Genomic DNA, 25683 nt, shown 5'->3' with positions numbered 1-25683 from the left:
TAGAAGATGCTTTTTTTATAATTATTTAAAATCTATGATAAATTATAATTTTTTTTATAAGAATGTGGTAGAAAGTGGGGTAATGTGGTAGACTGAAACTATTGAGTGGCAGTGTGAGGTGACCAAGTTATGTTTATGGGAGAATTCCAGCATAATATTGACTCAAAAGGACGTCTAATCGTACCCTCTAAACTTAGAGATTCTCTTGGTGAAAGGTTTATTGTAACCAGAGGAATGGATGGATGTCTATTTGGCTATACGTTAGAGTCATGGGAAACCTTAGAAGAAAGTATGAAAAACATGCCACTTACTAAAAAAGATGCTAGGACATTCGTTCGATTCTTTTATTCCGCTGCTACTGAGTGTGAAATAGATAAACAAGGACGTATAAATATCCCTGCTAAATTAAGAGAATTTGCAGGACTGGAAAAACCTTGTGTCATTATTGGTGTATCCGATCGAATCGAAATTTGGAGCGAAGAACGCTGGAGTGCTTTTTCTAAAGAAGCTGAAGAAAATTTTGATGACATTGCGGAAGGGCTAATTGATTTTGGAATATAAGCAAATAATGGAGAATGAATATGTCAGAAACATTTAAACATGTCACAGTTTTATTAAAAGAAACAGTGGATGGATTAAACATAAAATCTAATGGAATATATATAGACTGCACGTTGGGAGGTGCTGGACACAGCCAGTATCTGTTGTCTCAGCTATCTAATGAAGGACATTTATTTGCCTTCGACCAAGATGAGCGTGCTATTGAACATGCACAAAAATTTTTATCAGATGAAATTGAACAGGGAAAAGTGACGTTTGTAAAAAGTAATTTTCGTTATCTAAAAGAAAAAATGAATGAACTAGGTGTGACTCAAGTAGATGGAATATTATATGATTTAGGAGTATCTTCTCCGCAATTAGATGAAGCTGAAAGAGGATTTAGCTATCATCAAGATGCACCACTGGATATGCGGATGGATCAAACTAGTTCATTAACAGCTAGAGAAGTCGTGAACGAGTACACGTATGAGCAACTAGTTAAAATATTTTTCCGATATGGTGAAGAAAAATTCTCAAAACAAGTCGCACGATTGATTGAGAAAAAGCGAGTAGAACAGCCGATTGAAACAACTGGTGAGTTAGTTGATATTATTAAAGATGCCATACCAGCTCCTGCCAGACGAAAAGGTGGGCATCCTGCTAAACGTATTTTTCAAGCCATTCGTATAGAAGTCAATAGTGAATTGGATGTTATAGGAGAAACACTTGAACAGGCCATTGATTTATTAAAACCAGCTGGTCGCATTAGTGTGATTACGTTCCATTCATTGGAAGATAAATTAGTTAAGAATATTTTTAAAGAATATAGTACCCCTCAAGATTTACCACCTGGACTGCCAATTGTACCAGTTGAGTATCAACCAGACATTAAGTTGGTTAATAGAAAACCCATTGTGGCATCAGAAGAGGAACTTGAAATGAACAATCGATCACGTAGTGCTAAGTTGCGTATTATCGAAAAAATAACTCCTGAAAGGGTGGATTAACATGTCTCTGCCAGAAAAGCAAAGTCCAATTACATATGATAATTCTCCAGTTAACTCACCTAAAGAGGAGAATAAGACATTGGAAGAATATCAAGCACCCATACTTCCACAAAGTAAATTAAAAAAAGTGACGAAATTAGAAAAATTTATTTTTACCGTATTTATTGCGACATTTTTATGTTTAGCCGTTGCCACAATTCGTATGACAACCTATATTAATCGAGAAGAAGAAGCTATATCTTCTATTCAAGCTGAAAAAAAACAAATGCAACAAGACATTGATACGCTTGATCAAGAAAGAAATGAATTACAACGAACTGAGCGTTTGAAGAAAGTTGCTGAGTCTGCAGGAATGCAAATGCATGATGAGAATATAAGGAAAATCAAATGATGAAAAAAATTAAACAGTTTTTTATAACGATAAACAAAAAAATACAAGAAAAGAGTTTAACACCAGCAGGCAATAGAAAAAAAGTGGGGGTTATCCTGTTTTATACTTCTATTGCCGTTTTTGTTTTGATATCTTTACGTTTCGTTTATATCATAACAGTTGGTAAAGTGGGTTCGCAAAGTCTTGATTCGGAAAGACAAAAAATATATCAAGGAAGTAGCGTTATAAAGGCAAAACGTGGAACCATTTTCGATCGTAATGGGCTACCACTTGCTGAAGATGCTACTTCTTATTCGTTATATGCTGAACTTGATAAAGACTATAAAGGGATTAATAATGTTGAGTTGTTTGTCCATGAAAAAGACCACGATAAAATTGCTGATATTTTAAATAAATATACAGGGATTGATAAAGAGTTAGTCTTAGAGCAGTTAACACCTAAGAAAAACAAAAGTGGAAAGTTAATAACGAATGTAGAATTTGGCTCTAAAGGAAAGAATCTCAGTTTAGAAACCAAAAATAATATTGAAGAAGCACTAAAAAAAGAAAATATTACTGGTATTTACTTTAAAGAACATCCAGATAGACTCTATCCTAACGGCAAATTTGCGTCTTACTTTATCGGTTATGCACAACCAGAAGATACGGATAAAGAAAACAGCAAATTAAGTGGAAAAAATGGATTAGGTATTGAGAATGCATATGATAATATTTTAAAAGGAGAAGATGGGTTTAAATATTATCAAAAAGACAGTAAAGGAAATGAGCTTCCTGGAACTGAAGTGATAGATAAACAAGCAAAAGATGGACAAGATATCTACACAACGTTAGATACTAATTTACAAACACGATTAGAAGATGTAATGGACAGTGTTAATGAAAAGGCGCACCCAGAAGATATGACCGCTATTTTAATGGATGCTAAAACAGGAGATATTTTAGCAGCATCACAACGTCCAACCTTTGATCCACAAACAAAAGAAGGCTTATATAAAGAAAAAGGTCAGCCAGATCCTGTTTGGGAAAATCTACTTGTTCAACGTCCATATGAGCCAGGTTCAACGATGAAAGTATTTACTGTCGCTGCTGCCATTGATTCAGGAAAATTTCCGTACAATGAAACTTTTAATTCTGGTCGAACTCAATTATATGATGCGACAATTAGTGACTGGATTCCAACCGGGAAAGGACCTTTAACTTACAGACAAGCTTTAGCTTGGTCAAGTAACGTTGGGATGGTTAATTTGGAGCAAAAAATGGGCTCGATTTGGCCAGAGTATTTAGAGCGTTTTGGTTTTGGTCATTCAACAGAGTCTGGATTGCCACTTGAAGCAGCTGGGAGTATTAGTGATAGTAACCCAGTAGATATGGCGATGACAGCGTTTGGTCAAGCAATATCTGTAACCAATATTCAAATGATGCAAGCTTATACAGCCATCACAAATGAAGGTAAAATGTTAAAACCAAGATATATAAAAAAAATAGTGGATAAAAATGGAAAAGAAAAAGAAACGAAAGTACAAGTTGTTGGAGAACCAATCAAAGCTGCAACGGCGAAAACAGTTCTTGAGTACATGCAAGATACGGTAAATGATGAAATATATGGAACAGGTTATGGTATTTATAATATTGATGGGGTGAACGTTTCTGCCAAAACAGGGACAGCCCAAATATTTGAAAATGGTCAACTTCTAACAGGAGCAAATGATTACATTTATTCAGTGGTTCAAATTGCACCAACAGAAAATCCTGAATACATTATGTACGTCACAATGAAAAAACCAGTGATTACAGGAGAATTTGGTTCACCGTCAGAATTAATTGCAGAAATATCAAACGGTATGCTAAAACATGCATTTAAAGTAGATACCACAACGGATAAAGGAGAGTAACATGAACGGAGTAGAAATATTAATACCACTGTCATTGGCTATAGCTTTTGTATTTATGGTTATGCCACTATTTATAGGGTATTTTAAAATGAAAAAAATGGGGCAAGCCATTCGTGAAGAAGGACCTGAAGGACATCTTGCTAAATCAGGAACACCAACTATGGGAGGAGTTGTTTTTCTAACAAGTATTCTATTAACTTCTCTCATTGTGGGCGCTTGGCAAAAAGAAATGACTTTTTCTTTTTGGAGTATATTATTTATTATGTTTTTATATGGATTACTAGGTTTTTTAGATGATTTTATTAAAGTTTTCAAAAAAAGAAATTTAGGGTTAAATTCAAAACAGAAATTGATTGGCCAAATTGTTGGAGGAATCATTCTTTATGCTGTAATGAAGTCGAATGGTGTAACAGATGAATTATTTATCCCACTGATTGGCAATGTTAATTTTGGCTTTTTATATGGATTGTTTGCTGTGATTTGGTTGGTCGGGTTTTCCAATGCAGTGAATTTAACAGATGGTATTGATGGTTTAGTATCTGGTTTAGGGATGATTTCTTTTGGAACTTATGCCATTATTGCATACAAGCAAGAACAATTTGCTATTGAATTAATCTGTTTAGCAACAGTTGGTGCATTATTTGGCTTTTTAGTCTTTAATAAAAAACCAGCCAAGATATTTATGGGAGATGTAGGCTCTCTTGCACTAGGTGGAATGCTAGCAACTATTTCTATCTTATTGCATCAAGAATGGACATTATTATTGGTTGGTTTAGTTTATGTGTTGGAAACATTAAGTGTGATGATGCAAGTCACATCATTTAAATTAACAGGGAAACGTATCTTTAAAATGTCTCCTATTCACCATCATTTTGAATTAAGTGGTTGGTCTGAATGGAAAATAGATATTGTTTTTTGGATAGTAGGATTAGTGATGTCAGCTTTGACATTAGGCATTTTATATAATTAAGGAGATAGCAAGGATGAAACAGTCAAAACGTTATGCAAATGAAAAGATATTAGTGTTAGGTCTAGCTAGAAGTGGTGTTGCAGCAGCAAAATTATTACACGAGCTAGGAGCATTTGTTACTGTCAATGATGCGAAAAAATTAGAAGATAATAAAGAAGCACAAGAATTATTAGAGGCAGGTATAACAGTCATTACTGATGGTCATCCTTTAGACCTTCTTGATGAAGGGTTCTCTCTTATTGTAAAAAACCCAGGGATTCCTTATACGAATCCTATTCTCGAAAAAGCAATAAAGAAACATATTCCAATTATTACTGAAGTGGAGTTAGCTTATCAAGTATCAGAAGCACCATTTATAGGAATTACAGGAACAAATGGTAAGACAACAACGACGACAATGATTAAACAAATCATTGATACATATCAACCGAATAAAGCACTATTAGCTGGAAATATTGGGTTTCCTGCTAGTGATGTGGTTGTAAAGGCAACAAAGAACAATGTGCTAGTAACAGAGCTATCAAGTTTTCAATTAATGGGAATTGATGAGTTTCGACCTAGAATAGCTGTCATAACCAATATTTATGAAGCGCATATTGACTATCATGGAACGCGTGATGAATACGTTAAAGCCAAGTGGCGTATACAAAGAAATATGACAAAAGATGATACGTTGATTTTAAATGGAGATTTACCAGAGTTAGTGTCATTATCACAAGAATCAAACGCCTCTATTGTTTATTTTTCTGTTACAAAAAAAGTCAATGGTGCGTATCTAGAAAATGGTTGTCTAATGTATCAAGATGACAAAATAATGGAAGCAAGTGAATTAGGTGTTCCCGGCTCGCATAATGTTGAGAATGCTCTAGCAGCAATTTGTGTGACAAAAGTCTCGGGCGTTGATAATGAATCAATCAAAAAAAGTTTGTCACTTTTCTCAGGTGTTCCTCATCGAACAGAATATATCGGAACATATGATGGAGTCAAAGTGTATAATGACTCAAAAGCAACGAATATTTTAGCAGCAAAAAAAGCTATTAGTGGGTTTGATAATGAACAATTAGTATTGATTGCTGGAGGGCTTGATAGAGGAAATTCTTTTGATGAATTTATTCCAACGATTGAGCGACTAAAAGCCATAATATTATTAGGCGAAACAAAAGAGAAACTAAAAGAAGCTGCTGAAAAAGCACAAGTATCAGAAATTATTTGTGTTAATAACATGAAAGAAGCAGTGAAAGAAGCGTTAAAAGTGGCACAGTCAGAGGATACGATTCTTTTGTCACCGGCATGTGCTAGTTGGGATATGTATCCTAACTTTGAAACTCGTGGGGAAGAATTTGTAGCAGAAATAACTAAGCAAGTAGGGAAATAATAATGAAAGTATTAGTATCAGGTGGAGGAACAGGTGGACATATTTATCCAGCTATTTCTATTGTTCGCTATATTAAAGAAAAATACCCAGATTCAGAATTTTTATATATTGGAACAGAAAAAGGTTTAGAAAGTAAGTTAGTACCTAATCAACATATTCCATTTAAAACAATTGAAATTCAAGGGTTTTATAGAACGTTAACGTTAAAAAATTTTAAAACAGTGTATTTATTTTTAACAAGTATTAAACAAGCTAAAAAATATATTAAAGAATTTCAACCTGATATTGTGATTGGAACAGGCGGATATGTTTGTGGATCGGTTGTTTATGCAGCGAGTAAATTAAATATTCCAACAATTATTCATGAACAAAATAGCGTTGCAGGTATGACGAATAAGTTTTTATCAAAATATGTTGATAAAGTAGGGATTTGTTTTACTGATGCTGCCGAGTATTTTCCAAAAGAAAAAGTTGCACTAGTAGGGAATCCTCGAGCTCAAGAAGTGATGATGGTAGACAAAAAAGAGGTATTAGAGGAATATGGTTTGGATTCTGATAAACCTACTATCGTTATTTTTGGTGGCAGCCGTGGAGCTCAAACTATTAATAACGCGATGAAAGAAGCATTACCATTATTTAAAGGAAAACCATATCAGGTATTATATGCTTCTGGGACTATTTATTTTGATGAATTTAAAGAAAAAGAAGAGCTAATTAAGCAATTAACTAATGTAACAGTAGTGCCATATATTGATAATATGATTGACGTTTTAATCAATGTAGAAGCATTAGTCGGAAGAGCCGGTGCGACTAGTATGGCAGAAATTACAGCGTTAGGATTACCTTCTATATTAGTTCCTAGTCCTAATGTTACAGATGATCATCAAACAAAAAATGCTAAAAGTCTTGTTGATAAGCAAGCAGCATTGATGATTAAAGATAGTGAACTGACAGGTAAATCGTTGGTTGAGCAAGTAGACAAGTTAATGTTAGATGATAATTATAGACAAACTATGGCAAAAGCATCAAAGGCTGAAGGGATTCCTGATGCGATGGATCGATTGTATGGTTTGATTCAGGAACTAACCTAATTTAAGGAGGGCTAGTAAGGGATGTCAAACAAAAAAGAGGATGATAAAGGGGAAAATCAAACTAATCATAATTTGATAAAATCATCCAAAACGGAAATAAGCAAAAAGCAAGAAAATAGATTACCAGCCAAAACAAAACCTATTAATAAGTTATCTCCATTTCAAGGTTTAACACCTAAAGAAGAAAAACGATTAACGAGAAGATTAACAACTATTTTGGTAACTTTGACCATAGGAATATTAATTACACTGTATATCATTTCACCATTAAGTAAGCTTCAAGGAATTACGATTCAAGGTGTTGATAAAGCAGATACTCAGTCGATTGTGAAGTCTAGTCAATTAACTGTAGGAGATAATTTATGGTCACAGTATTTTAATAAATCTGAAGATATGAAACGCATCGTGAAAGACAATCCAAGAGTAAAAACAGCAAGTTTAAAAATCACACAATTTAATCATTTTTATATTAAAGTGACAGAATATGATGTTGTAGCTGTTTTATCAAAGGACAATCAAATGTATCCTGTTTTATCAAATGGGAAAATATTATCCGAAGTAGCACAAGAATCTGAAAAAAACTTACCTCAATTAATTAATTTTAAAGAAGGCGAAGGATTAGATTCGTTATTAAAATCTTACGAAAAATTTACACCAAAAATGAAATCAGAAATAATGTCAATTGAATCACAAGCAACTAAAACAAATCCATTTAGAATCAAGTTAAATATGAAAGATGGTAATCAAGTAATCGGATTATCAACAACAATAGCAGATAAATTGGTTTTTTATGATAAAATTGTAGCAGAAATGAAAACAAAAGGCGTTATTGATATGGAAGCAGGGAAAACAGGCGTCTTTTCCTATCCATTTGAGACGCAAGATAGTAGTGTAAGTGATGGTTTATCGGACGAAAATTCCAGTGAAAGTACAAATAATGGTTTTTAACGTTCAGAAAAAAAACTAGCAAATGTGGTATTCTTCTTTATTTCATAGTACTATTTATGATAGAATGGTGTGAGGTATTATGCATATAATAAAGGAAGACTTTGTTAGAATTATAGGAGGGAAGACCTTTCATGGCAAAAACAGGAATATATGTAAGTCTTGACATCGGAACAACATCAATAAAAGTTGTTGTTGCTGAGTACATAGAAAATCAAATTAACATTATTGGTGTAGGAAATGCTAAATCAAAAGGGTTGGATCGTGGTATCGTTATTGATATTGATAAAGCTGTCCAATCAGTTCAACGAGCAATTAAACAAGCAGAAGAAAAATCAGGTGTTCAAATTAAGAGTGTTAGCGTTGGGATACCAGCTAATCTTTTAGAAGTAGAAAAATGTGAAGGCATGATTGCTGTAAACAGTGAGTCAAAAGAAATAACAGACAAAGATGTAAAAAATGTTGCATCAGCAGCAGTTGTTAGATCAACACCGCCTGAAAGACAAGTAATCACTTTGATTCCACAAGAATTTAAAGTTGATGGTTTTGAAGGAATTAAAGACCCAAGAGGCATGATTGGTGTTCGTTTAGATATGAAGGGACTTCTTTATACTGGTCCTAAAACGATTGTTCATAACATCCAAAAATGTGTAGAAAAAGCTGGATTAGTCATTGATGAAATGGTTATTACACCTCTTGCTTTAGCTTCATCTATTCTTTCAGATGGAGAAAAAGATTTCGGAACAACTATTATTGACATGGGTGGTGGACAAACAACTACCTCTGTAATGTACGAACGTGAATTAAAATTCTCACACGTTGAACAAGAAGGTGGAGAATTTGTAACAAAAGATATTTCTGTTGTTTTAAACACATCATTAACTAATGCAGAAGCATTAAAAATCAACTATGGGTATGCCTATCCAGAAAGAACTTCACCAAATGAAGAATTTCCTGTTGATGTAATTGGTAAAAATGAACCGGTAAAAATTGATGAACGTTATTTATCAGAAATTATAGAAGCACGTGTTGAACAAATTTTTTCAAAATCAAAAATGATGTTAGATAGCATTGATGCTCTTAATTTACCTGGTGGTGTTATTTTAACTGGTGGGGCAGCAAGCTTACCTGGCGTAGTAGAATTAGCAGCAGATATGTTTGGAACAAACGTTAAATTATATGTGCCAAACCATATGGGATTACGTAATCCAGTTTACGCTAACGCTATTGCTATTGTTGAGTATGTCGCACAACTTGATGAAGTTTATCATGTAACTAAATTAGCCGTTACTGGTGGTAAAAAAAGAACAGCTAAACCTGTTCGCGAAACATCAGTAGAAACTAAACAACATGAGAAAACTGTACAACAAGCACAAGAACCTGTTACAGAAATGCCAGCTAATGAACCTGTTAAAGAAAAAGAAGAAGGTTTTGGCGGTAAAGTAAAAGGTTTCTTATCCAATATATTTGACTAATAGTCTAGGAGGAAGCAAATAATGGAATTTTCATTAGATAATACTGTAAATACTGGCGCGGTAATTAAAGTTATCGGTGTTGGTGGCGGTGGCGGTAACGCTGTAAACCGTATGATTGACGAGGGAGTAAAGGGCGTTGAGTTTATTGTAGCAAACACAGACGTTCAAGCATTACAACATTCTAAAGCAGAAACTGTTATCCAATTAGGACCTAAATTTACAAAAGGTTTAGGTGCTGGATCTTTACCAGATATTGGTGAAAAAGCTGCATCTGAAAGTGAAGATTTAATTGCAGAAGCTTTAAAAGGCGCGGATTTAGTGTTTATTACTGCCGGAATGGGTGGCGGAACAGGTACAGGAGCTGCTCCAGTAGTAGCTGGAATTGCTAAAGAACAAGGTGCTTTGACTGTAGGTGTTGTGACACGTCCATTTAGTTTTGAAGGACCAAAACGTAGTCGTTTTGCAGCTGAAGGAATTTCTGCGTTGAAAGAAAATGTTGATACGTTGGTTATTATTTCTAATAACCGTTTATTAGAAATCGTAGACAAACGTACACCAATGTTAGAAGCGTTTAGAGAAGCTGATAACGTGTTACGCCAAGGCGTACAAGGGATTTCTGATTTAATTACATCACCAGGATATGTTAACTTGGACTTTGCTGATGTTAAAACAGTGATGGAAGATCAAGGAACTGCTCTTATGGGAATTGGTGTAGCAAATGGTGAAGATCGTGTAATTGAAGCAACAAGAAAAGCTATCGCATCTCCATTGCTTGAAACATCGATTGAAGGAGCAGAACAAGTATTATTAAATATTACTGGTGGCGCTGATATGACTTTATTTGAAGCACAAGATGCTTCTGAAATTGTTGCAAGTGCAACTGGTGGAGAAGTTAATATTATCTTAGGAACTTCTGTAAATGACCAATTAGGTGATGAAATCGTTGTAACAGTTATTGCAACAGGTATTGACCCTGGAAAAAAAGAGCGTCAACCAATGGGAAGAAATAATGTAGCAACTCAAAACGGAATGGTTCAACAACGTCAAGCGCGTCCAGTTCAAGAACCAATGCGTGAAGTACCTGAAATGGATTCAACACGTACTACTCAATCAAGTGCGTTTGGAGACTGGGATTTAAAACGTGAACCATCAACACGTCAAGTGCCTGATGAAACACAATTTGAAGCCATTGATAGAAAAGATTATGATACACCAAGTCAAGAAGCTGAACATCCGTTAGAATCTGAAGATGAGTTAAGTACCCCACCTTTTTTTAGAAGAAAAAAATAAGGGGTGACTTAGATTGATCCTGCAAAAACTGCAACAAAATGTTGAATCAATTCAGCAAGATGTTGAAAAAGCTTGTCAAATCAGTCAAAGACCAATTGATAGTGTTACTATTATCTGTGTCACTAAATCAGTCGATAATGAAACAACAAAACAAGTTGTTGATTTAGGGTTTAGTCATTTAGCTGAAAACAGAATGGAAAAGCTATTAGAAAAGCAAGCATATCTTGCAAATTATAAAACAATAAAATGGCATTTTATCGGTAATCTACAGCGTCGAAAAGTTAAAACAGTGATTAATCAAATAGACTATTTTCACGCATTAGATAAAATATCATTAGCAGAAGAAATACAAAAACGAGCACTAAGTAAAATTAAATGTTTTGTGCAAGTAAATGTTTCTGGAGAAATGACTAAACAAGGTATTTCTCCAGATGATTTATTGCATTTCATAAAGGATTTAAAAGATTTTGATAGAATTGAAGTTGTTGGTTTGATGACCATGGCTCCTATTGATTCAAATCTTGACGAATTATCTCATTATTTTAATCAATTAAAAAAATTGCAACAAGAAATAGCATCGAAAAATTTAGACTATGCTCCTTGTACTGAATTAAGTATGGGAATGAGTCAGGATTTTATGCCGGCTATTGAAAGTGGCGCAACTTTTGTAAGGATTGGTTCGAGATTTTTCGAATCTTAGGGGAGAGGTGATAGAGTGAAGATATTCAATAAAGCTGGCGAAAGATTTTCTGGTTTTTTTGGTGTGGCAGATGACGAGTTATATGATGATAATGAACCTTTTGTAGATGAAGAAGTAATAGATGAACAACCTGTTATTGAAACAACACCAGAGCAAACGGAAATGAATAATGTTAGTCGTCATATAGAAAAAGACGAAGAAATACAAGAACCTGTTGAAAACGATAGTCATTCAACAGAAAATATTAAAATTTCCGAACCAGAAAACCAATATATAAATGAAAAAGTCGTTGAAATGAATACCTATCAACCTACCTCAAATGGAAATAAACGTATGGTGGTTGCTAGACAACATAATAGAAAAGTAACAGTATATGAGCCACGGGATTACATGGATTGTAAGCAAATTGCTCAAGCTCTTTTCAAAAAAGAGATAGTTATTTTATCATTCAGGTTAATGGCAGAGAAATCGGCAAGAAGAGTTGTTGACTTTATGACAGGTGTCGTGTATTCAATTGATGGAGATATTCAGCGTTTGGGTGATGATATTTTTATCTGTACACCTGCAAATGTTGATGTGGACTCAAGTTTTACACGTAACATAATAGCTACTCATATACCCAAATAATAAGGATGTGTTAATTTGATTATAGCTTTAATTTCTAAAGCAATAACAATATATACTTATGTTTTAGTTATTTATGCATTACTTTCATGGTTTCCTGGAGCGTATGATTCAAAAATTGGCCAATTTATTATACGTATTTCAAGACCGTATTTAAGTATGTTTGATCGCTTGAACTTAAGTGTTGGTCCAATTGATTTTACAATTATTGTCGCAATATTTGTTTTACAATTAGCTGGGCAAGGTTTGATTTTAATACTAGCAAGATTAATTTATATGATTTAAAGAAAGGATGTGAGTTTTTTGCAAGCTAATGTGTATCAGCATTTTCGCAAGGACGAGCATCCTTTTATTGATACAGTTGGTAATTGGGTGGAGCAGGTAGAAATGCAATACGCCCCTGTTGTAACGGAATTTTTAAACCCTCGAGAAATGTTTATTTTGAAAACACTAGTGGGTAAGAGGGATGATGTATTATTATCTTTTTTTGGAGGATTTGAGGGTTCTGAAAGAAAATGTGCCGTGTTGTATCCAAGTTATTACGAGCCAAATGAATCGGATTATGAAATCCAAGTTTACCAGATAAAATATCCAGTTAAATTTGGAAGTTTAACTCATGGAAAAATCTTAGGAACACTGATGAGTACTGGTATTAAACGAGAATTTATTGGTGATATTATAACGGATGGAGAGCATTGGCAAGTTTTTATTAAAAAGTCTATTTCTAATTATATTACTCAACAAGTTGACAAAATTGGTTCGTTTGGAGTAAAATTTGACGAAGTAGGTTGGCAAGATATTTTGCATCCGACTGATGAGTGGTTAGAGGAGACGTTAACAATCTCTTCACTTAGAATTGATAATATTATTTCGACAGTATATAATGTATCTAGACAACGTGCAAAACTCATTGTTGAGTCCAAAAAAGCAAAAGTAAATTGGACTGAGGTTGAGCGTGTTGATTTTCCAGTAGATTACTTAGATATTGTGTCAGTTCGTGGACTAGGTAGAGTTCAATTACTTGAAACATTAGGAAACACCAAAAAAGATAAAATACGATTAAAAATTCGAGTTTTAAGAAAGTAGCAAGGAGTGTAAAAATGGGAATTAAACCAATCGATATTACAAATAAAAGTTTTAATAGCAAATTTAAAGGGTATGATCGTGATGAGGTAGATGACTTTTTAGATCAAATCGCTTTAGAGGTTGAAAAATTAACACAAGAAAACCGTTCTTTAGAAAAAGAAGTGAAACAAGCGAATGATAAATTGAGTTACTTTAATGAATTAAAAGATTCATTAAATCAATCAATTATCGTAGCGCAAGACACTGCTGATAAATTAAAAGAAAATGCTATTAAAGAATCTGATTTAGCTATTCAACAGTCTCAAGCACAATCAGAAGATATACTAGCTCATGCTAACAAAATGTCAGATGAGTTAATAACAGGTGCGACAAATAAAGCTAACCAAATTTTATCTGAAGCAAGTGAACGTGCGCGTCAATTAGCTGTTGAGACAGACGATTTGAAGAAAAAAACTCGTATTTTCCACAGAAACTTATCTGTGTTATTAGAATCTCAATTACAAATTGTACAAAGTGACGAGTGGGATGAAATTCTTAAACCATTTGGTGCTTATGTTGATAGTAGTCATCAAGCATTTAGACAAGTATTAGATGCTGTTGAAGCAGCAAACGGACTAGAATCAACTTCTCCAGCGGTAAATGTTAAACCAAATTTTGATAATTTACCTAAAGCTAAAGCAAATATTAAACAACCAGAAATTAAAGTAAGTACAACTCGTGAAATGCCTAATAAACCTGTTAATCCAACAGAAAATGAGGAAAAGCATGAGAAAAATGAAGAAACAAAAAAGTTAAATAAAGTGGAACGTGCGGCACGTCCAAAAGTTAAATAATAAATAAGTCATATACAAAACAGAAAAGCCTAATTTATTCTTATAGTGAGCTGGGGATAGTGGAAACCTAGTAAGACACTAAATCAGGAAAGATCCTTTGTATACTAGATGTCTGAATTTCAGTAGGATATCTCGGTTGGAACCGATACATTCTACAAGAGAGTATAGAAATATACTGAATTTTGGGTGGTAACACGGATAGCTTCGTCCCTTTTTTAGGGATGAGGCTTTTTTTATATATAAAAATAAGTGAGGATGATAGATAAGATGAAAATGAAAGAAACGCTTCATTTAGGAAAAACAAGCTTTCCAATGCGTGGAAACTTACCAGTAAGGGAAGTTGAATGGCAAAAAGAATGGGAAGAAAAAGATATTTATGGTCAAAGACAAAAATTGAATGAAGGAAAACCAACGTTCATTTTACATGATGGCCCCCCATATGCGAACGGAAACATTCATTTAGGTCATGCTTTAAATAAAGTAAGTAAAGATATTATCGTTCGTTTTAAATCAATGTCTGGTTTTCGTGCGCCATATGTTCCTGGTTGGGACACACATGGCTTACCAATTGAACAAGTATTAACTAAAAAAGGTGTTAAACGTAAAGAAATGCCTAGAGCAGAATACCTTGAAATGTGTAAAGACTATGCCTTAAGTCAAGTGGATAAACAGCGTGATGATTTCAAACGACTAGGAGTATCTGGTGATTGGAATAACCCTTATATAACATTAACACCCGATTATGAAGCAGCTCAAATCAGAGTGTTTGGTAAAATGGCTGAAAAAGGTTATATCTATAAAGGATTAAAACCTATTTATTGGTCACCATCTAGTGAATCTTCTTTAGCAGAAGCAGAAATTGAATACAAAGATGTAAAATCAGCCTCTATTTATGTTGCATTTGATGTGAAAGATGGAAAAGATGTATTAGATAATGATACTAGTTTTGTTATTTGGACAACAACACCTTGGACACTGCCTTCAAACTTAGCAATCAGTGTTAACCCAGAATATATTTATGTGGTTGTTGAGGCAGATGGCAAAAAGTTTGTTGTGGCAAAAGAATTACTAGAAACTGTTACAAAAGAGATTGGTTGGGAAAATGTATCAGTTATTAAAGAAGTTAAAGGAACAGAGTTAGAAAATTTAACTGCCCAACACCCATTTTATGATAGAGAATCACGTTTGATTTTAGGTGATCATGTTACCCTTGATGCAGGGACTGGTTTAGTTCATACCGCTCCAGGACACGGGGAAGATGACTACATTGTTTGTCGCAAATACGGAATTGATGTTATCTCTCCAGTAGACTCTCGTGGTTGTTATACAGATGAAGCTCCAGGATTTGAAGGGGTATTTTATGATAAAGCAAATCCAATGATTACTAAAATGTTAGAAGAAAGTGGTCATTTATTGAAACTAGATTTCTTCATGCATAGTTACCCACATGATTGGCGTACAAAAAAACCTGTTATTTATCGTGCAACGCCACAATGGTTTGCATCAATTGATAAATTTAGAGGAGATATTTTATCAGAAATTGAAAAAGTAGATTGGATTATTCCTTGGGGTAGAACTCGTCTATATAATATGGTTCGTGACCGTGGTGATTGGGTTATTTCTAGACAACGTGCATGGGGTGTACCATTACCAGTCTTTTATGCAGAAAATGGTGAAGCCATCATTACACCAGAAACAACAGAACATGTGGCGAATTTATTTGCAGAACATGGTTCAAAAATCTGGTTTGAAAAAGAAGCAAAAGAATTATTACCAGAAGGATTTACTCATCCAGGTAGTCCAAATGGTGAGTTTACAAAAGAGACTGACATCATGGATGTGTGGTTTGACTCTGGTTCATCACATGAAGCAGTATTACGTGGCAGAAGTGACTTATCATTCCCAGCAGATTTATATTTAGAAGGATCTGACCAATATCGTGGCTGGTTTAACTCTAGTATCACAACAAGTGTAGCTATCAATGGTGTAGCTCCATACAAAGCTGTGTTGTCTCAAGGATTTACATTAGACCCACAAGGACGTAAACAAAGTAAATCTTTAGGAAATACAATTGAGCCTAATAAAGTGACAAATCAAATGGGTGCAGATATTTTAAGACTTTGGGTATCAAGTGTGGATTATGAATCAGATGTTAAAGTAGATATGAATACATTAAATCAAATTGCAGAAGTGTATCGTAAAATCCGTAATACAATGCGTTTCTTATTAGCTAATACATCAGACTTTGATGCGAAAAAAGATCGTGTTGAATATGATAAATTACGTTCAGTTGATAAATATATGATGATTCGCTTAAATGATACAATCAAAACTATTCGTGATAAAGGGTATGAAAATTATTCATTCTCGACTGTGTATAAGAGTCTAGTTAACTTCTGTACAAATGACTTGTCAGCATTCTATTTAGATTTTGCAAAAGATGTTGTGTACATTGAATCAGGAGATAATCATGAGCGTCGTGCAATGCAAACAGTCTTCTATGATATTTTAGTCGCTTTAACAAAATTAATGACACCAATTTTACCATTTACATCAGAAGAAATTTGGTCTCATTTACAAGAGGAAGAAGAATTTGTACAGTTATCTGAACTTCCAGGATATGATACTTATCCAGACCAAGATTCAATCATGGAATTATGGGATGGGTTCATGGAAGTGAGAACACATGTCTTAAAAGCTTTAGAAGAAGCTAGAAATAATAAATTAATTGGTAAATCGTTTGAAGCAAAAGTGACAATCTATCCAAACGAACCAATGGCAATGCTATTAGATGCATTAAATACTAATTTAGCACAAGTATTGATTGTTTCAGATTTAGTTGTTGAAAAACCAACAGCAGATGTACCAGAAAATGCGGTACAATTCAATGATGTGGCTATCTTAGTAGAGCCAGCACAAGGTGAAACATGTCAACGTTGTCGTGCGATTAAAGAAGATGTGGGAAGCCATAAAGACTTACCAACATTATGTGATCGTTGTGCAGAAATTGTTGAAAAAAACTATCCTGAAGCTGTAGCTGAAGGCTTAGAGTAAAATTAAATAAATGAGCCTCAAATTATCAGTAGATAGTTTGAGGTTTCTTTATGAAAAAGTTAGGGAATTTAAATAAAGGAGAAGTATGATGAAAAAATTAAATCGCTTAGTGTTAGGTGCAACGATTTTAGTGACATTAACAGGTTGTGGAAGTGGTAAAAAGAACCAAACAGTAGAGTCAACACAATCAAGTGCAACAGTTAATATCACACTAAAGGAAGACCATAAAGAGATTGATTCAAAAGAAGTTAGTGTGAAAGACGAGGCTGTTTTATATGACGTATTGAAAGATAATTATGATATTGAAGATACGAAAGGGTTTATTACATCAATTGACGGCCATAAACAAGATGAAAAAGAAAATAAGTATTGGATGTACACTATCAATGGCAAACAAGCTGAAAAAGGGGTTCAAGAAACAAACGTATCTGATGGTGATAACATTGAGTTTGACTTATCTAAATTAGATTAGGTAGGTCATTTTAGTGAAACACATTCGAACAAAAGATTTAACCATGATGGCTTTACTGACAGCTTTTTGTGTAGTTGGCAGATTATTAATGGCTTTTATACCAAACGTACAACCTATTACAGCCACGCTTATTTTGGTCACACTTTATATGGGAAGTTTTCAAGCAATAGTGATTAGTTCATTATCTATTTTAATTACCAATTTTTATTTAGGTATGGGAATTTGGACCATTGCTCAAATTTTATCTTTTTGGTGTGTCATTTTATTAGTAGTTAGTTTAGATAAATTGACTAATTTAAAAAATAATACAGTCTTACAACTTATAGTGTGTATGCTATCTGGTTTAGGATATGGTTTTTTAATATCTGTTATGCTAGCTCCTTTTTTTGGAGTTACTAATTTTTGGGCTTATTATGTGACGGGAGTAAGTTTTGATATGATGCATGCATTTGGGACTATGTCCTTTTATATACTATTAAAAAAGCCATTTGTTTATATTATAAATAAAGAAGTAAATGCCAAAAAATAAGTGTCATACATTAGAATTGATTTGTTAAAGAGTGGATTTGTCCACTCTTTTTTATAATCTTGAAACCAAGTGAATGAGGTAAATAAATAAAATGTAGCGAGTTTTTCTAGCATTGACTAAGACGATGTAAAGTATTTAGATGAGTTGGCATCACACTCTGTACAAAAAACATACGATATGATACTTGACATGGGAATGTTCCCATAAGATAAACTTTAAGTATGAAAAATATAAGGAGGCAATATAATGGGATTTAGAAAAGACTTTTTATGGGGTGGCGCAACAGCAGCTAATCAATGTGAAGGGGCATATAATGAAGATGGGCGTGGATTAGCCAATGTTGACTTAGCACCAGTTGGTAAAGATCGTGCTGCAGTAATAAATGGTGACATGAAGATGTTTGACTTTGATGATAATCATTTTTATCCAGCTAGAGATGCTATTGATATGTATCACCGCTATAAAGAAGATATAGCATTATTTGCAGAAATGGGATTTAAAACATATCGTTTATCGATTGCATGGTCTCGTATTTTTCCAAAAGGTGATGAAACAGAACCAAATGAAGCTGGGTTGAAGTATTATGAAGATTTATTTAAAGAGTGTAAAAAGTATGGGATGGAACCATTAGTAACAATTACTCATTTTGATTGTCCAATGCATTTAGTAGAAAAATATGGCGCATGGAGAAGTCGTGAACTTGTTGGATTTTATGAAAATCTATGTCATGTGATTTTTAATCGTTACAAAGGATTAGTAAAATATTGGTTAACATTTAATGAGATTAACGTGCTTCTTCATGCACCGTTTATGGGAGCTGGTCTGTATTTTGAAGAAGGAGAAGATAAGGATCAAGTTAAGTACCAAGCAGCCCATCATGAATTATTAGCAAGTGCAATAGCAACTAAAATTGCGCATGAAGTAGATCCTGAAAATAAAGTAGGGTGTATGTTAGCGGGTGGCTCAAATTATGCTTATACCCCTAAACCTGAAGATGTATGGGCATCTAGAAAAGCAGATAGAGAAAACTACTTCTTTATTGATGTGCAATCTAGGGGAGAATATCCTACTTATGCACTAAAAGAGATGGAGAGAAAAGGGATTGAATTACCAATTCAAGAAGGGGATTTAGAGTTATTAAAAGAACATACTGTAGATTTTGTTTCATTTTCTTATTATGCTTCCAGAGTTCAATCAACTGATCCAGAAATAAATGAAAAAGCTCCAGGAAATTTAATGGGTGGAGTGATAAATCCATACTTAGAATCAAGTGAATGGGGTTGGCAAATTGATCCATTGGGCTTACGTATTACATTGAATGATTTATATGACCGCTATCAAAAGCCACTGTTTATTGTTGAAAATGGGTTAGGCGCGATTGATACACCAGATGAAAATGGTTATGTGGAAGATGATTATCGCATAGAATATTTAGCAGAACATATTAAAGCGATGAAAGATGCCGTCGAAATTGATGGTGTTGAATTATTAGGCTATACAACTTGGGGATGTATTGACTTAGTTAGTGCTGGAACTGGTGAAATGAAAAAACGTTATGGCTTTATCTATGTTGATCGTGATAATGATGGAAATGGAACACTAAAAAGAACAAAGAAAAAATCATTTGATTGGTATAAACAAGTGATTGCATCAAATGGGGAAGATTTAAGTAATAACTAAAATAAAAAGAGTACTGCTGATGAGTCAGTACTCTTTTTATGTTATCTCCAAACGTTGAAAGTTAGGATGTTTATATGGAATCAGGTTTTGTGACCAGTTATTTTGTTGACGAACGGATGACTAAGTCTTGTGTGATTTCTATTGGTGTAAATTCGGTTTTTTTCAATTCACTATAAAGGTAATTAAAACAGTTAAATGCTTGGGTCTCTAAGTGACAATCCACTGTTGTTAAGTGGATAATCTCACTGATAGCATTATTATCAAACCCCATAATTCCAACATTTTCAGGGATAGAGTATCCTAAGAGTTGTAATTCAGAGATACACTCAGCAGCAATGAAATCAGTATAAAAAACAAGACAGTCAGGTTTATTTGGTGCTTTATGCCATTTTCTTGCGATGTTTCTTCCTGTTTGACGATGTTTCGAGTTTAAAAAAATCCATTCCTCTTTTTTTTCTAGCTCTGGGTGTTGCTCATAAAAGTAATCAAGAGCATTGATTCGGGCAAGGGTATTTTTATTATTATCAAATCCTAGAATGTGACCAATAGTTCTATATCCGCGATTTGCTAAAAATTCAAGAGACATTAGATAGCTATCGTACTGATTGACATAAGATGAATAAATATCAGGAGAGTCAATTCTGTGCCAAGTAGAAATAGGACCGTATTTTCTATAAGGTTTAATATCATCCCATGAGTTGCTTCTAGTGAATATGAATACAGCATCAACTTGTTTGTATTTCATAAGATTTAAAGCATCCAGTTCTTTTTCTTTATCACCACCTGTAACATATAAGTTGACATAGAAATCATGTTTTAACGCCGTTTTTGTGAAAGCGTTTAAAAAGATACTAGTATATTGATTAAAATCGTGAGAGATAAATGCAATCGTTTTTGTTAAACCTGATTGTAAGTTTCTCGCTAACATATTTGGAATATATCCTAAGTCATCCATTGCTTGTTCAATTTTTTGTCTAGTTGCATCACTAACGTATCCATTTTTTGAAACAACTCGAGAAACAGTTGATTTTGATACACCAGCTTTTTTTGCTACATCAATAATTGTTGTCATAAATAGACCTCCATTTATAAAAATTATACCAAAAAAAACTTGACATGGGAATGTTCCCATAAGTTAGAATAACAGTATGAAAAATATAAGGAGGCAATACAATGGGATTTAGAAAAGATTTTTTATGGGGTGGCGCAACGGCTGCTAACCAATGTGAAGGCGCTTATAATTTAGATGGACGAGGATTAGCTAACGTTGATTTAGCTCCAGTTGGACAAGATCGTGGTGCTGTGATTACTGGTGAAATGAAGATGTTTGATTTTGATGACAACCATTTTTATCCAGCAAAAGAAGCCATTGATATGTATCATCGTTATAAAGAAGATATTGCTTTATTTGCAGAGATGGGATTTAAAACATATCGCTTATCCATCGCATGGTCTCGTATTTTTCCAAAAGGTGACGAAACAGAACCAAATGAAGCAGGTTTAAAATATTATGAAGATTTATTTAAAGAATGTAAAAAATATGGTATTGAACCACTGGTGACGATTACTCATTTTGATTGCCCAATGCATTTAGTAGAAAAATATGGGGCATGGAGAAGTCGTGAATTAGTTGGATTTTATGAGAATTTATGTCATGTGATTTTTAATCGTTATAAAGGATTAGTTAAATATTGGTTAACCTTTAATGAAATTAATATGATTTTACATGCTCCGTTTATGGGTGCCGGTCTTTATTTTGAAGAAGGAGAAAATAAAGAGCAAATTAAATACCAAGCAGCTCATCATGAGTTATTAGCAAGTGCGATAGCAACCAAAATTGCACATGAAGTCGATCCTGAAAATCAAGTAGGATGTATGTTAGCAGCAGGAGCTAATTATGCTTATACAAGTAAGCCAGAAGATGTTTGGGCGTCAAGAAAAGCGGACAGAGAAAATTATTTCTTCATTGACGTTCAATCTCGTGGGGAATACCCAGCCTATGCATTAAAAGAGATGGAACGAAAAGGAATTAAGCTACCTATAGAAGAGGGTGATTTAGAACTCTTAAAAGAACATACTGTAGACTTTGTCTCATTTTCTTATTATTCATCACGAGTACAATCAACTGATCCTTCTATTAATGAGCAAACAAGTGGCAATATTTTTGAATCATTAAAAAATCCATACTTAGAAGCGAGTGAATGGGGATGGCAAATTGATCCACTTGGATTACGCATTACGTTAAATGATTTATATGATCGTTATCAAAAACCATTATTTATTGTTGAAAATGGCTTAGGTGCGATTGATACACCTGATGAGAATGGTTATGTAGTAGACGATTATCGCATAGAATATTTAGCAGAACATATTAAAGCGATGAAAGATGCCGTCGAAATTGATGGTGTTGATTTATTAGGCTATACAACTTGGGGATGTATTGATTTAGTCAGTGCAGGGACAGGTGAGATGAAAAAACGTTACGGATTTATTTATGTTGATCGTGATAATGAAGGAAACGGAACGCTTAAACGTAGTAAGAAAAAATCATTTGATTGGTATAAAAAAGTGATTGAAACAAATGGTGAAGATTTGAGTAACTAATGAGACTAGGTAAAGATTTCAGATTTTTTCTGGAATCTTTTTTTATAAAAAAAGCACGGTTATTATTTACAAGAAAGCGCAAACATGTTATTATCTTTACATAAAGGATTGTAACTGCTAGGCAGGCAAGACCTAAATTGAATGAAATAGTGTATGAATCGAATATTTCAGATTATATTCTGAAATAATCTTCGTTGTACTCTTTTTTCAATCAGTTTAGGTCTTTTTTGCATTCAAAAATGTAAGGAGGAATTATCATGGCAAAGCTTTCAAATAGAGAGTTAGCAACACAAGTTTTAGAATTAGTTGGAGGAAAAGAGAACGTTAACAGCGTGGTCCATTGTGCGACTCGTTTACGTTTTAAGTTAAAGGATGAATCAATTGCCAAAACGGAAGAGATAAAAAATAATCCTGATGTCATACAAGTTGTGGAAAGTGGTGGACAATATCAAGTTGTTATCGGAAGTCGAGTGTCTGATGTTTACAATGAATTATTAGAAGTATCTGGTTTAGGTGAGTCAACAGATGAAGAGAAGAAAGATAATAATCTATTTAACAAATTTGTTGATATTATTTCAGGTGTCTTTACACCATTTTTAGGAGCTTTAGCAGGTACAGGGGTTTTAAAAGGGCTATTATCTATTTTAATTTTAACAGGTGTATTGACTGATAAGTCAGGTACTTACCAAATTTTATATGCAGCGTCTGATGGATTAATGCAATTTTTACCGTTTGCTGTAGCATTTACTGCAGCTAAGAAATTTAAAACGGATCCGTTTATAGCACTATCTATCGCTGGAGCATTATTGTATCCTTCAATTACACAAATGGCAGCAGAGCAAGCTCCATTAAACTTTTTAGGAATTCCAGTTATTATTAGTCCAACAGGATACATGCAAACAGTGATTCCAATTATTTTATTTGTTTGGTTACAAAAATATGTTGAGAGATTTATGAAAAAAATTGTTCCAGAATTTCTAAAAATTATTTTAGTACCAATGTTTACGATTATGATTATGGTACCATTGACATTTTTAGCTATTGGACCTTTAGGAACGATTATTGGGACAGGATTAGGAGCAGCCTATACAGCAGTATTTAATTTCAGTCCAATTTTAGCCGGGGCAGTAATGGGTGGATTCTGGCAAGTATTTGTTATGTTTGGTATGCATTGGGGATTGGTACCAATTGCATTAAACAACTTAACACAATATGGATTTGATACATTAACACCAATGTTATTAGGAGCAGTATTAGCTCAAGCAGGAGCAGCATTTGCAGTATTTTTAAAAACTAAGAATGAAAAAAGAAAAGCTTTGGCATTATCAGGGACTTTAACCGCAATCTTTGGTATTACTGAACCTACTGTTTATGGGGTTACTTTACCGCTTAAAAAACCATTTATCTCAGCTTGTATTGGTGGAGCAGTTGGTGGAGCGATTATCGGTGGAGCAGGAGTTAAATTATTTGGTAGTGGATTGATTAGTATTTTGTCAATACCAGGATTTGTTAGTGTAGTTGATGGAGTAGAGTCTAATGTTATGGCAGGTATTATTGGTAGTATTGTATCTATTGTAGTGGCTTTTGTATTAACATTAATTTTAGGCTTTGATAAAGAAGAACAAACATCTGATAGTCAAAATACAGAAAAAACAGGAAATAATCATAAAGCTGGAACAAGAGAAGAATTAGTCTCTCCAGTATCTGGTGAAATTGTACCATTATCTGAAGTTAAAGATGAAGTGTTCTCTTCAGGGGCATTAGGAAAAGGTATTGCAGTTAATCCGACAATTGGTGAATTATATGCACCCGCAACAGGTGAGATTACAACAGTTTTTCCAACAGGACATGCCATTGGAATGACAACAAGTGAAGGAACAGAAATTTTAATTCATATTGGGATGGATACAGTGGAGCTTGAAGGTAAAGGTTTTGATATAAAAGTAAAACAGGGTGATAAGGTAAAACAAGGCGATTTATTAGGTTATTTTGATATCGACTATATTAAAGAATCAGGAAAACCTGTTGTAACCCCAATTGTTGTTACAAATTCAGATCAGTGCTTAGATGTTTTAACATTAGATCAGTCAGATATAGTAGCAGGTGAAGAATTATTAGTTGTAGTAAAATAACATCGTTCTTTAAAGGTGTGGTAAATAAATCTATTAAAATTCGTTTATTAGATGTATAATGTAATAAAGGTTTATTTATCCAATCAAAGCTTTATAGAAAAGGACACTAGCGATGATTATAAAAAAAGTTTTAAATAATAACGTGGTTATATCTGAAAACACGGATTTTCAAGAAGTAATCGTAATGGGAAAAGGTATAGCTTTTAATAAAAAAGTTGGTGATACCATTGCTGTCACATCTGTTGAAAAAATGTTTGTCAACCATTCTGAAAATGAGCGGCAAGAGATGGAAAAGTTAGTCGAAAAAATACCAACAGAAATCATTGAAATATCAAAAGAAATCATGTTGCTAGCAGAAAAAGAAATAGGATACAATTATTCTGAAAAGTCTTATTTAAGTTTAACAGATCATTTGTATTATGCGATTGAACGGGCTAAAGAGAACATTTCCTTACCTAATCCGTTGTTATTTGATATTAAAAAATTTTATTCAAAAGAATTTAATGTTTCTTTAAAAGCAATTGGGATGGTAGAGGATAAGCTATGTGTAAACATGACTGAGGAAGAGGCAGGTGTGATTGCACTACATTTAGCTAATAGTGTGACAGATTATCAAGATATGGCAACAACAATGAAAAATACTGAGATAGTAAAAAATATACTTAATATTGTTCGACGTTATTTTGGATGCGAGTTTGATGAGAGTTCAACAAATTATCAAAGAATGGTGACTCATATTCAGTTTTTTGTTCAACGAATAATGAACAATGAGTTAAGTGAGGAAACAGATGATTTTCTTTACGAACTAGTGCAGTCTAAGTATCCTGAGGCGTTTCAGTGTAGTTTAAGAGTGAGAGATTATTTATTGACTAAGCGAGATATTTCAATCAGTCATTCAGAGATAATCTATTTAACAATTCATATAAACCGAGTAGTCAATAATAAATAATATGGAAAAGAGTGCTGATATATTTCGGCACTCTTTTTGTTATG

At 33.6% G+C, this 25683-nt stretch carries 22 protein-coding genes and 1 pseudogene; 22 read left to right on the top strand and 1 reads right to left on the bottom strand.

Translation table 11 applies throughout. The features are described 5' to 3' along the window. Window positions 1-129: 129 nt before the first annotated feature. From mraZ to CBF36_RS04720, 19 genes and pseudogenes are all read left to right on the top strand, one after another. Entirely contained in the window at window positions 130-561 is a 432-nt protein-coding gene (mraZ, locus tag CBF36_RS04810; protein WP_125957098.1) for a division/cell wall cluster transcriptional repressor MraZ, read from the top strand. Window positions 562-581: 20 nt separating this feature from the next. Then, window positions 582-1547: a 16S rRNA (cytosine(1402)-N(4))-methyltransferase RsmH gene (gene rsmH / locus CBF36_RS04805; protein WP_125957096.1), complete on the top strand. Its 966-nt coding sequence runs from the start codon at window positions 582-584 to the stop codon at window positions 1545-1547. Between the two features lies 1 nt (window position 1548). Further along, window positions 1549-1938, top strand: a complete 390-nt coding sequence (locus CBF36_RS04800) for a cell division protein FtsL (RefSeq protein WP_125957094.1) — start codon at window positions 1549-1551, stop codon at window positions 1936-1938. Beyond that, entirely contained in the window at window positions 1938-3830 is a 1893-nt protein-coding gene (locus CBF36_RS04795) for a penicillin-binding transpeptidase domain-containing protein (protein WP_125957092.1), read from the top strand. The genes CBF36_RS04800 and CBF36_RS04795 overlap by 1 nt, the downstream gene beginning before the upstream one ends. A gap of 1 nt (window position 3831) precedes the next feature. Continuing rightward, window positions 3832-4800, top strand: a complete 969-nt coding sequence (mraY, locus tag CBF36_RS04790) for a phospho-N-acetylmuramoyl-pentapeptide-transferase (RefSeq protein WP_125957090.1) — start codon at window positions 3832-3834, stop codon at window positions 4798-4800. Window positions 4801-4813: 13 nt separating this feature from the next. Continuing rightward, on the top strand, window positions 4814-6175 hold the full coding sequence (murD, locus tag CBF36_RS04785) for a UDP-N-acetylmuramoyl-L-alanine--D-glutamate ligase (protein ID WP_125957088.1): 1362 nt from the start codon (window positions 4814-4816) through the stop codon (window positions 6173-6175). A 2-nt stretch (window positions 6176-6177) separates the two neighbouring features. Then, a complete protein-coding gene (murG, locus tag CBF36_RS04780) occupies window positions 6178-7266 on the top strand; it encodes an undecaprenyldiphospho-muramoylpentapeptide beta-N-acetylglucosaminyltransferase (protein WP_125957087.1) in 1089 nt (362 codons plus the stop codon). A gap of 21 nt (window positions 7267-7287) precedes the next feature. After that, the gene (locus CBF36_RS04775) at window positions 7288-8214 is read left to right on the top strand and encodes a cell division protein FtsQ/DivIB (RefSeq protein WP_125957085.1); all 927 of its coding nucleotides are present in this window, start codon (window positions 7288-7290) and stop codon (window positions 8212-8214) included. Between the two features lie 131 nt (window positions 8215-8345). Beyond that, window positions 8346-9686: a cell division protein FtsA gene (gene ftsA, locus CBF36_RS04770; protein WP_125957083.1), complete on the top strand. Its 1341-nt coding sequence runs from the start codon at window positions 8346-8348 to the stop codon at window positions 9684-9686. Between the two features lie 21 nt (window positions 9687-9707). Continuing rightward, window positions 9708-10682, top strand: a pseudogene (ftsZ, locus tag CBF36_RS04765) (cell division protein FtsZ); the annotation flags it as partial. A gap of 307 nt (window positions 10683-10989) precedes the next feature. Beyond that, complete coding sequence (locus CBF36_RS04760; protein ID WP_243637977.1) at window positions 10990-11676, top strand: YggS family pyridoxal phosphate-dependent enzyme; 687 nt, start codon at window positions 10990-10992, stop codon at window positions 11674-11676. Window positions 11677-11691: 15 nt separating this feature from the next. Next, on the top strand, window positions 11692-12303 hold the full coding sequence (locus tag CBF36_RS04755) for a cell division protein SepF (protein WP_125957080.1): 612 nt from the start codon (window positions 11692-11694) through the stop codon (window positions 12301-12303). Between the two features lie 18 nt (window positions 12304-12321). Next, window positions 12322-12585 (top strand): YggT family protein, encoded by a 264-nt coding sequence (locus CBF36_RS04750; protein WP_243637979.1) that lies wholly within the window; start codon window positions 12322-12324, stop codon window positions 12583-12585. A gap of 18 nt (window positions 12586-12603) precedes the next feature. Then, window positions 12604-13386, top strand: a complete 783-nt coding sequence (locus CBF36_RS04745; protein ID WP_125957078.1) for a YlmH family RNA-binding protein — start codon at window positions 12604-12606, stop codon at window positions 13384-13386. Window positions 13387-13400: 14 nt separating this feature from the next. Further along, window positions 13401-14219: a DivIVA domain-containing protein gene (locus tag CBF36_RS04740; RefSeq protein WP_125957077.1), complete on the top strand. Its 819-nt coding sequence runs from the start codon at window positions 13401-13403 to the stop codon at window positions 14217-14219. A gap of 267 nt (window positions 14220-14486) precedes the next feature. Further along, the gene (gene ileS, locus CBF36_RS04735) at window positions 14487-17273 is read left to right on the top strand and encodes an isoleucine--tRNA ligase (protein ID WP_125957075.1); all 2787 of its coding nucleotides are present in this window, start codon (window positions 14487-14489) and stop codon (window positions 17271-17273) included. Window positions 17274-17361: 88 nt separating this feature from the next. After that, complete coding sequence (locus CBF36_RS04730) at window positions 17362-17745, top strand: DUF4430 domain-containing protein (protein WP_165865383.1); 384 nt, start codon at window positions 17362-17364, stop codon at window positions 17743-17745. A gap of 13 nt (window positions 17746-17758) precedes the next feature. After that, window positions 17759-18274: an ECF transporter S component gene (locus tag CBF36_RS04725; protein WP_243637976.1), complete on the top strand. Its 516-nt coding sequence runs from the start codon at window positions 17759-17761 to the stop codon at window positions 18272-18274. A gap of 246 nt (window positions 18275-18520) precedes the next feature. Next, window positions 18521-19954 carry a 6-phospho-beta-glucosidase gene (locus tag CBF36_RS04720; protein ID WP_125957072.1) on the top strand — a complete coding sequence of 478 codons (1434 nt, stop codon included), beginning with the start codon at window positions 18521-18523 and terminating at the stop codon, window positions 19952-19954. Window positions 19955-20051: 97 nt separating this feature from the next. Here the strand turns inward: CBF36_RS04720 and CBF36_RS04715 are convergent, their stop codons facing one another. After that, a complete protein-coding gene (locus tag CBF36_RS04715; protein ID WP_165865382.1) occupies window positions 20052-21026 on the bottom strand; it encodes a LacI family DNA-binding transcriptional regulator in 975 nt (324 codons plus the stop codon). 101 nt (window positions 21027-21127) lie between these two features. On the opposite strand from CBF36_RS04715, the gene CBF36_RS04710 reads away from it, so the two are divergent. The 3 genes from CBF36_RS04710 (at window position 21128) to licT (ending at window position 25639) form a co-directional block, all read left to right on the top strand. Next, window positions 21128-22558, top strand: coding sequence for a 6-phospho-beta-glucosidase (locus CBF36_RS04710; protein ID WP_125957068.1), 1431 nt, complete (start codon window positions 21128-21130; stop codon window positions 22556-22558). Window positions 22559-22815: 257 nt separating this feature from the next. Further along, on the top strand, window positions 22816-24690 hold the full coding sequence (locus tag CBF36_RS04705) for a beta-glucoside-specific PTS transporter subunit IIABC (RefSeq protein WP_125957067.1): 1875 nt from the start codon (window positions 22816-22818) through the stop codon (window positions 24688-24690). Between the two features lie 112 nt (window positions 24691-24802). Beyond that, window positions 24803-25639 carry a BglG family transcription antiterminator LicT gene (gene licT / locus CBF36_RS04700; protein ID WP_125957065.1) on the top strand — a complete coding sequence of 279 codons (837 nt, stop codon included), beginning with the start codon at window positions 24803-24805 and terminating at the stop codon, window positions 25637-25639. Window positions 25640-25683 lie beyond the last annotated feature (44 nt).

The sequence above is a fragment of the Vagococcus bubulae genome (assembly GCF_003950315.1).
Taxonomy (GTDB): domain Bacteria; phylum Bacillota; class Bacilli; order Lactobacillales; family Vagococcaceae; genus Vagococcus; species Vagococcus bubulae.
The sequence above is the reverse complement of the archived record's forward strand: the minus strand, read 5'-3'. Positions and strand labels throughout refer to the sequence as shown.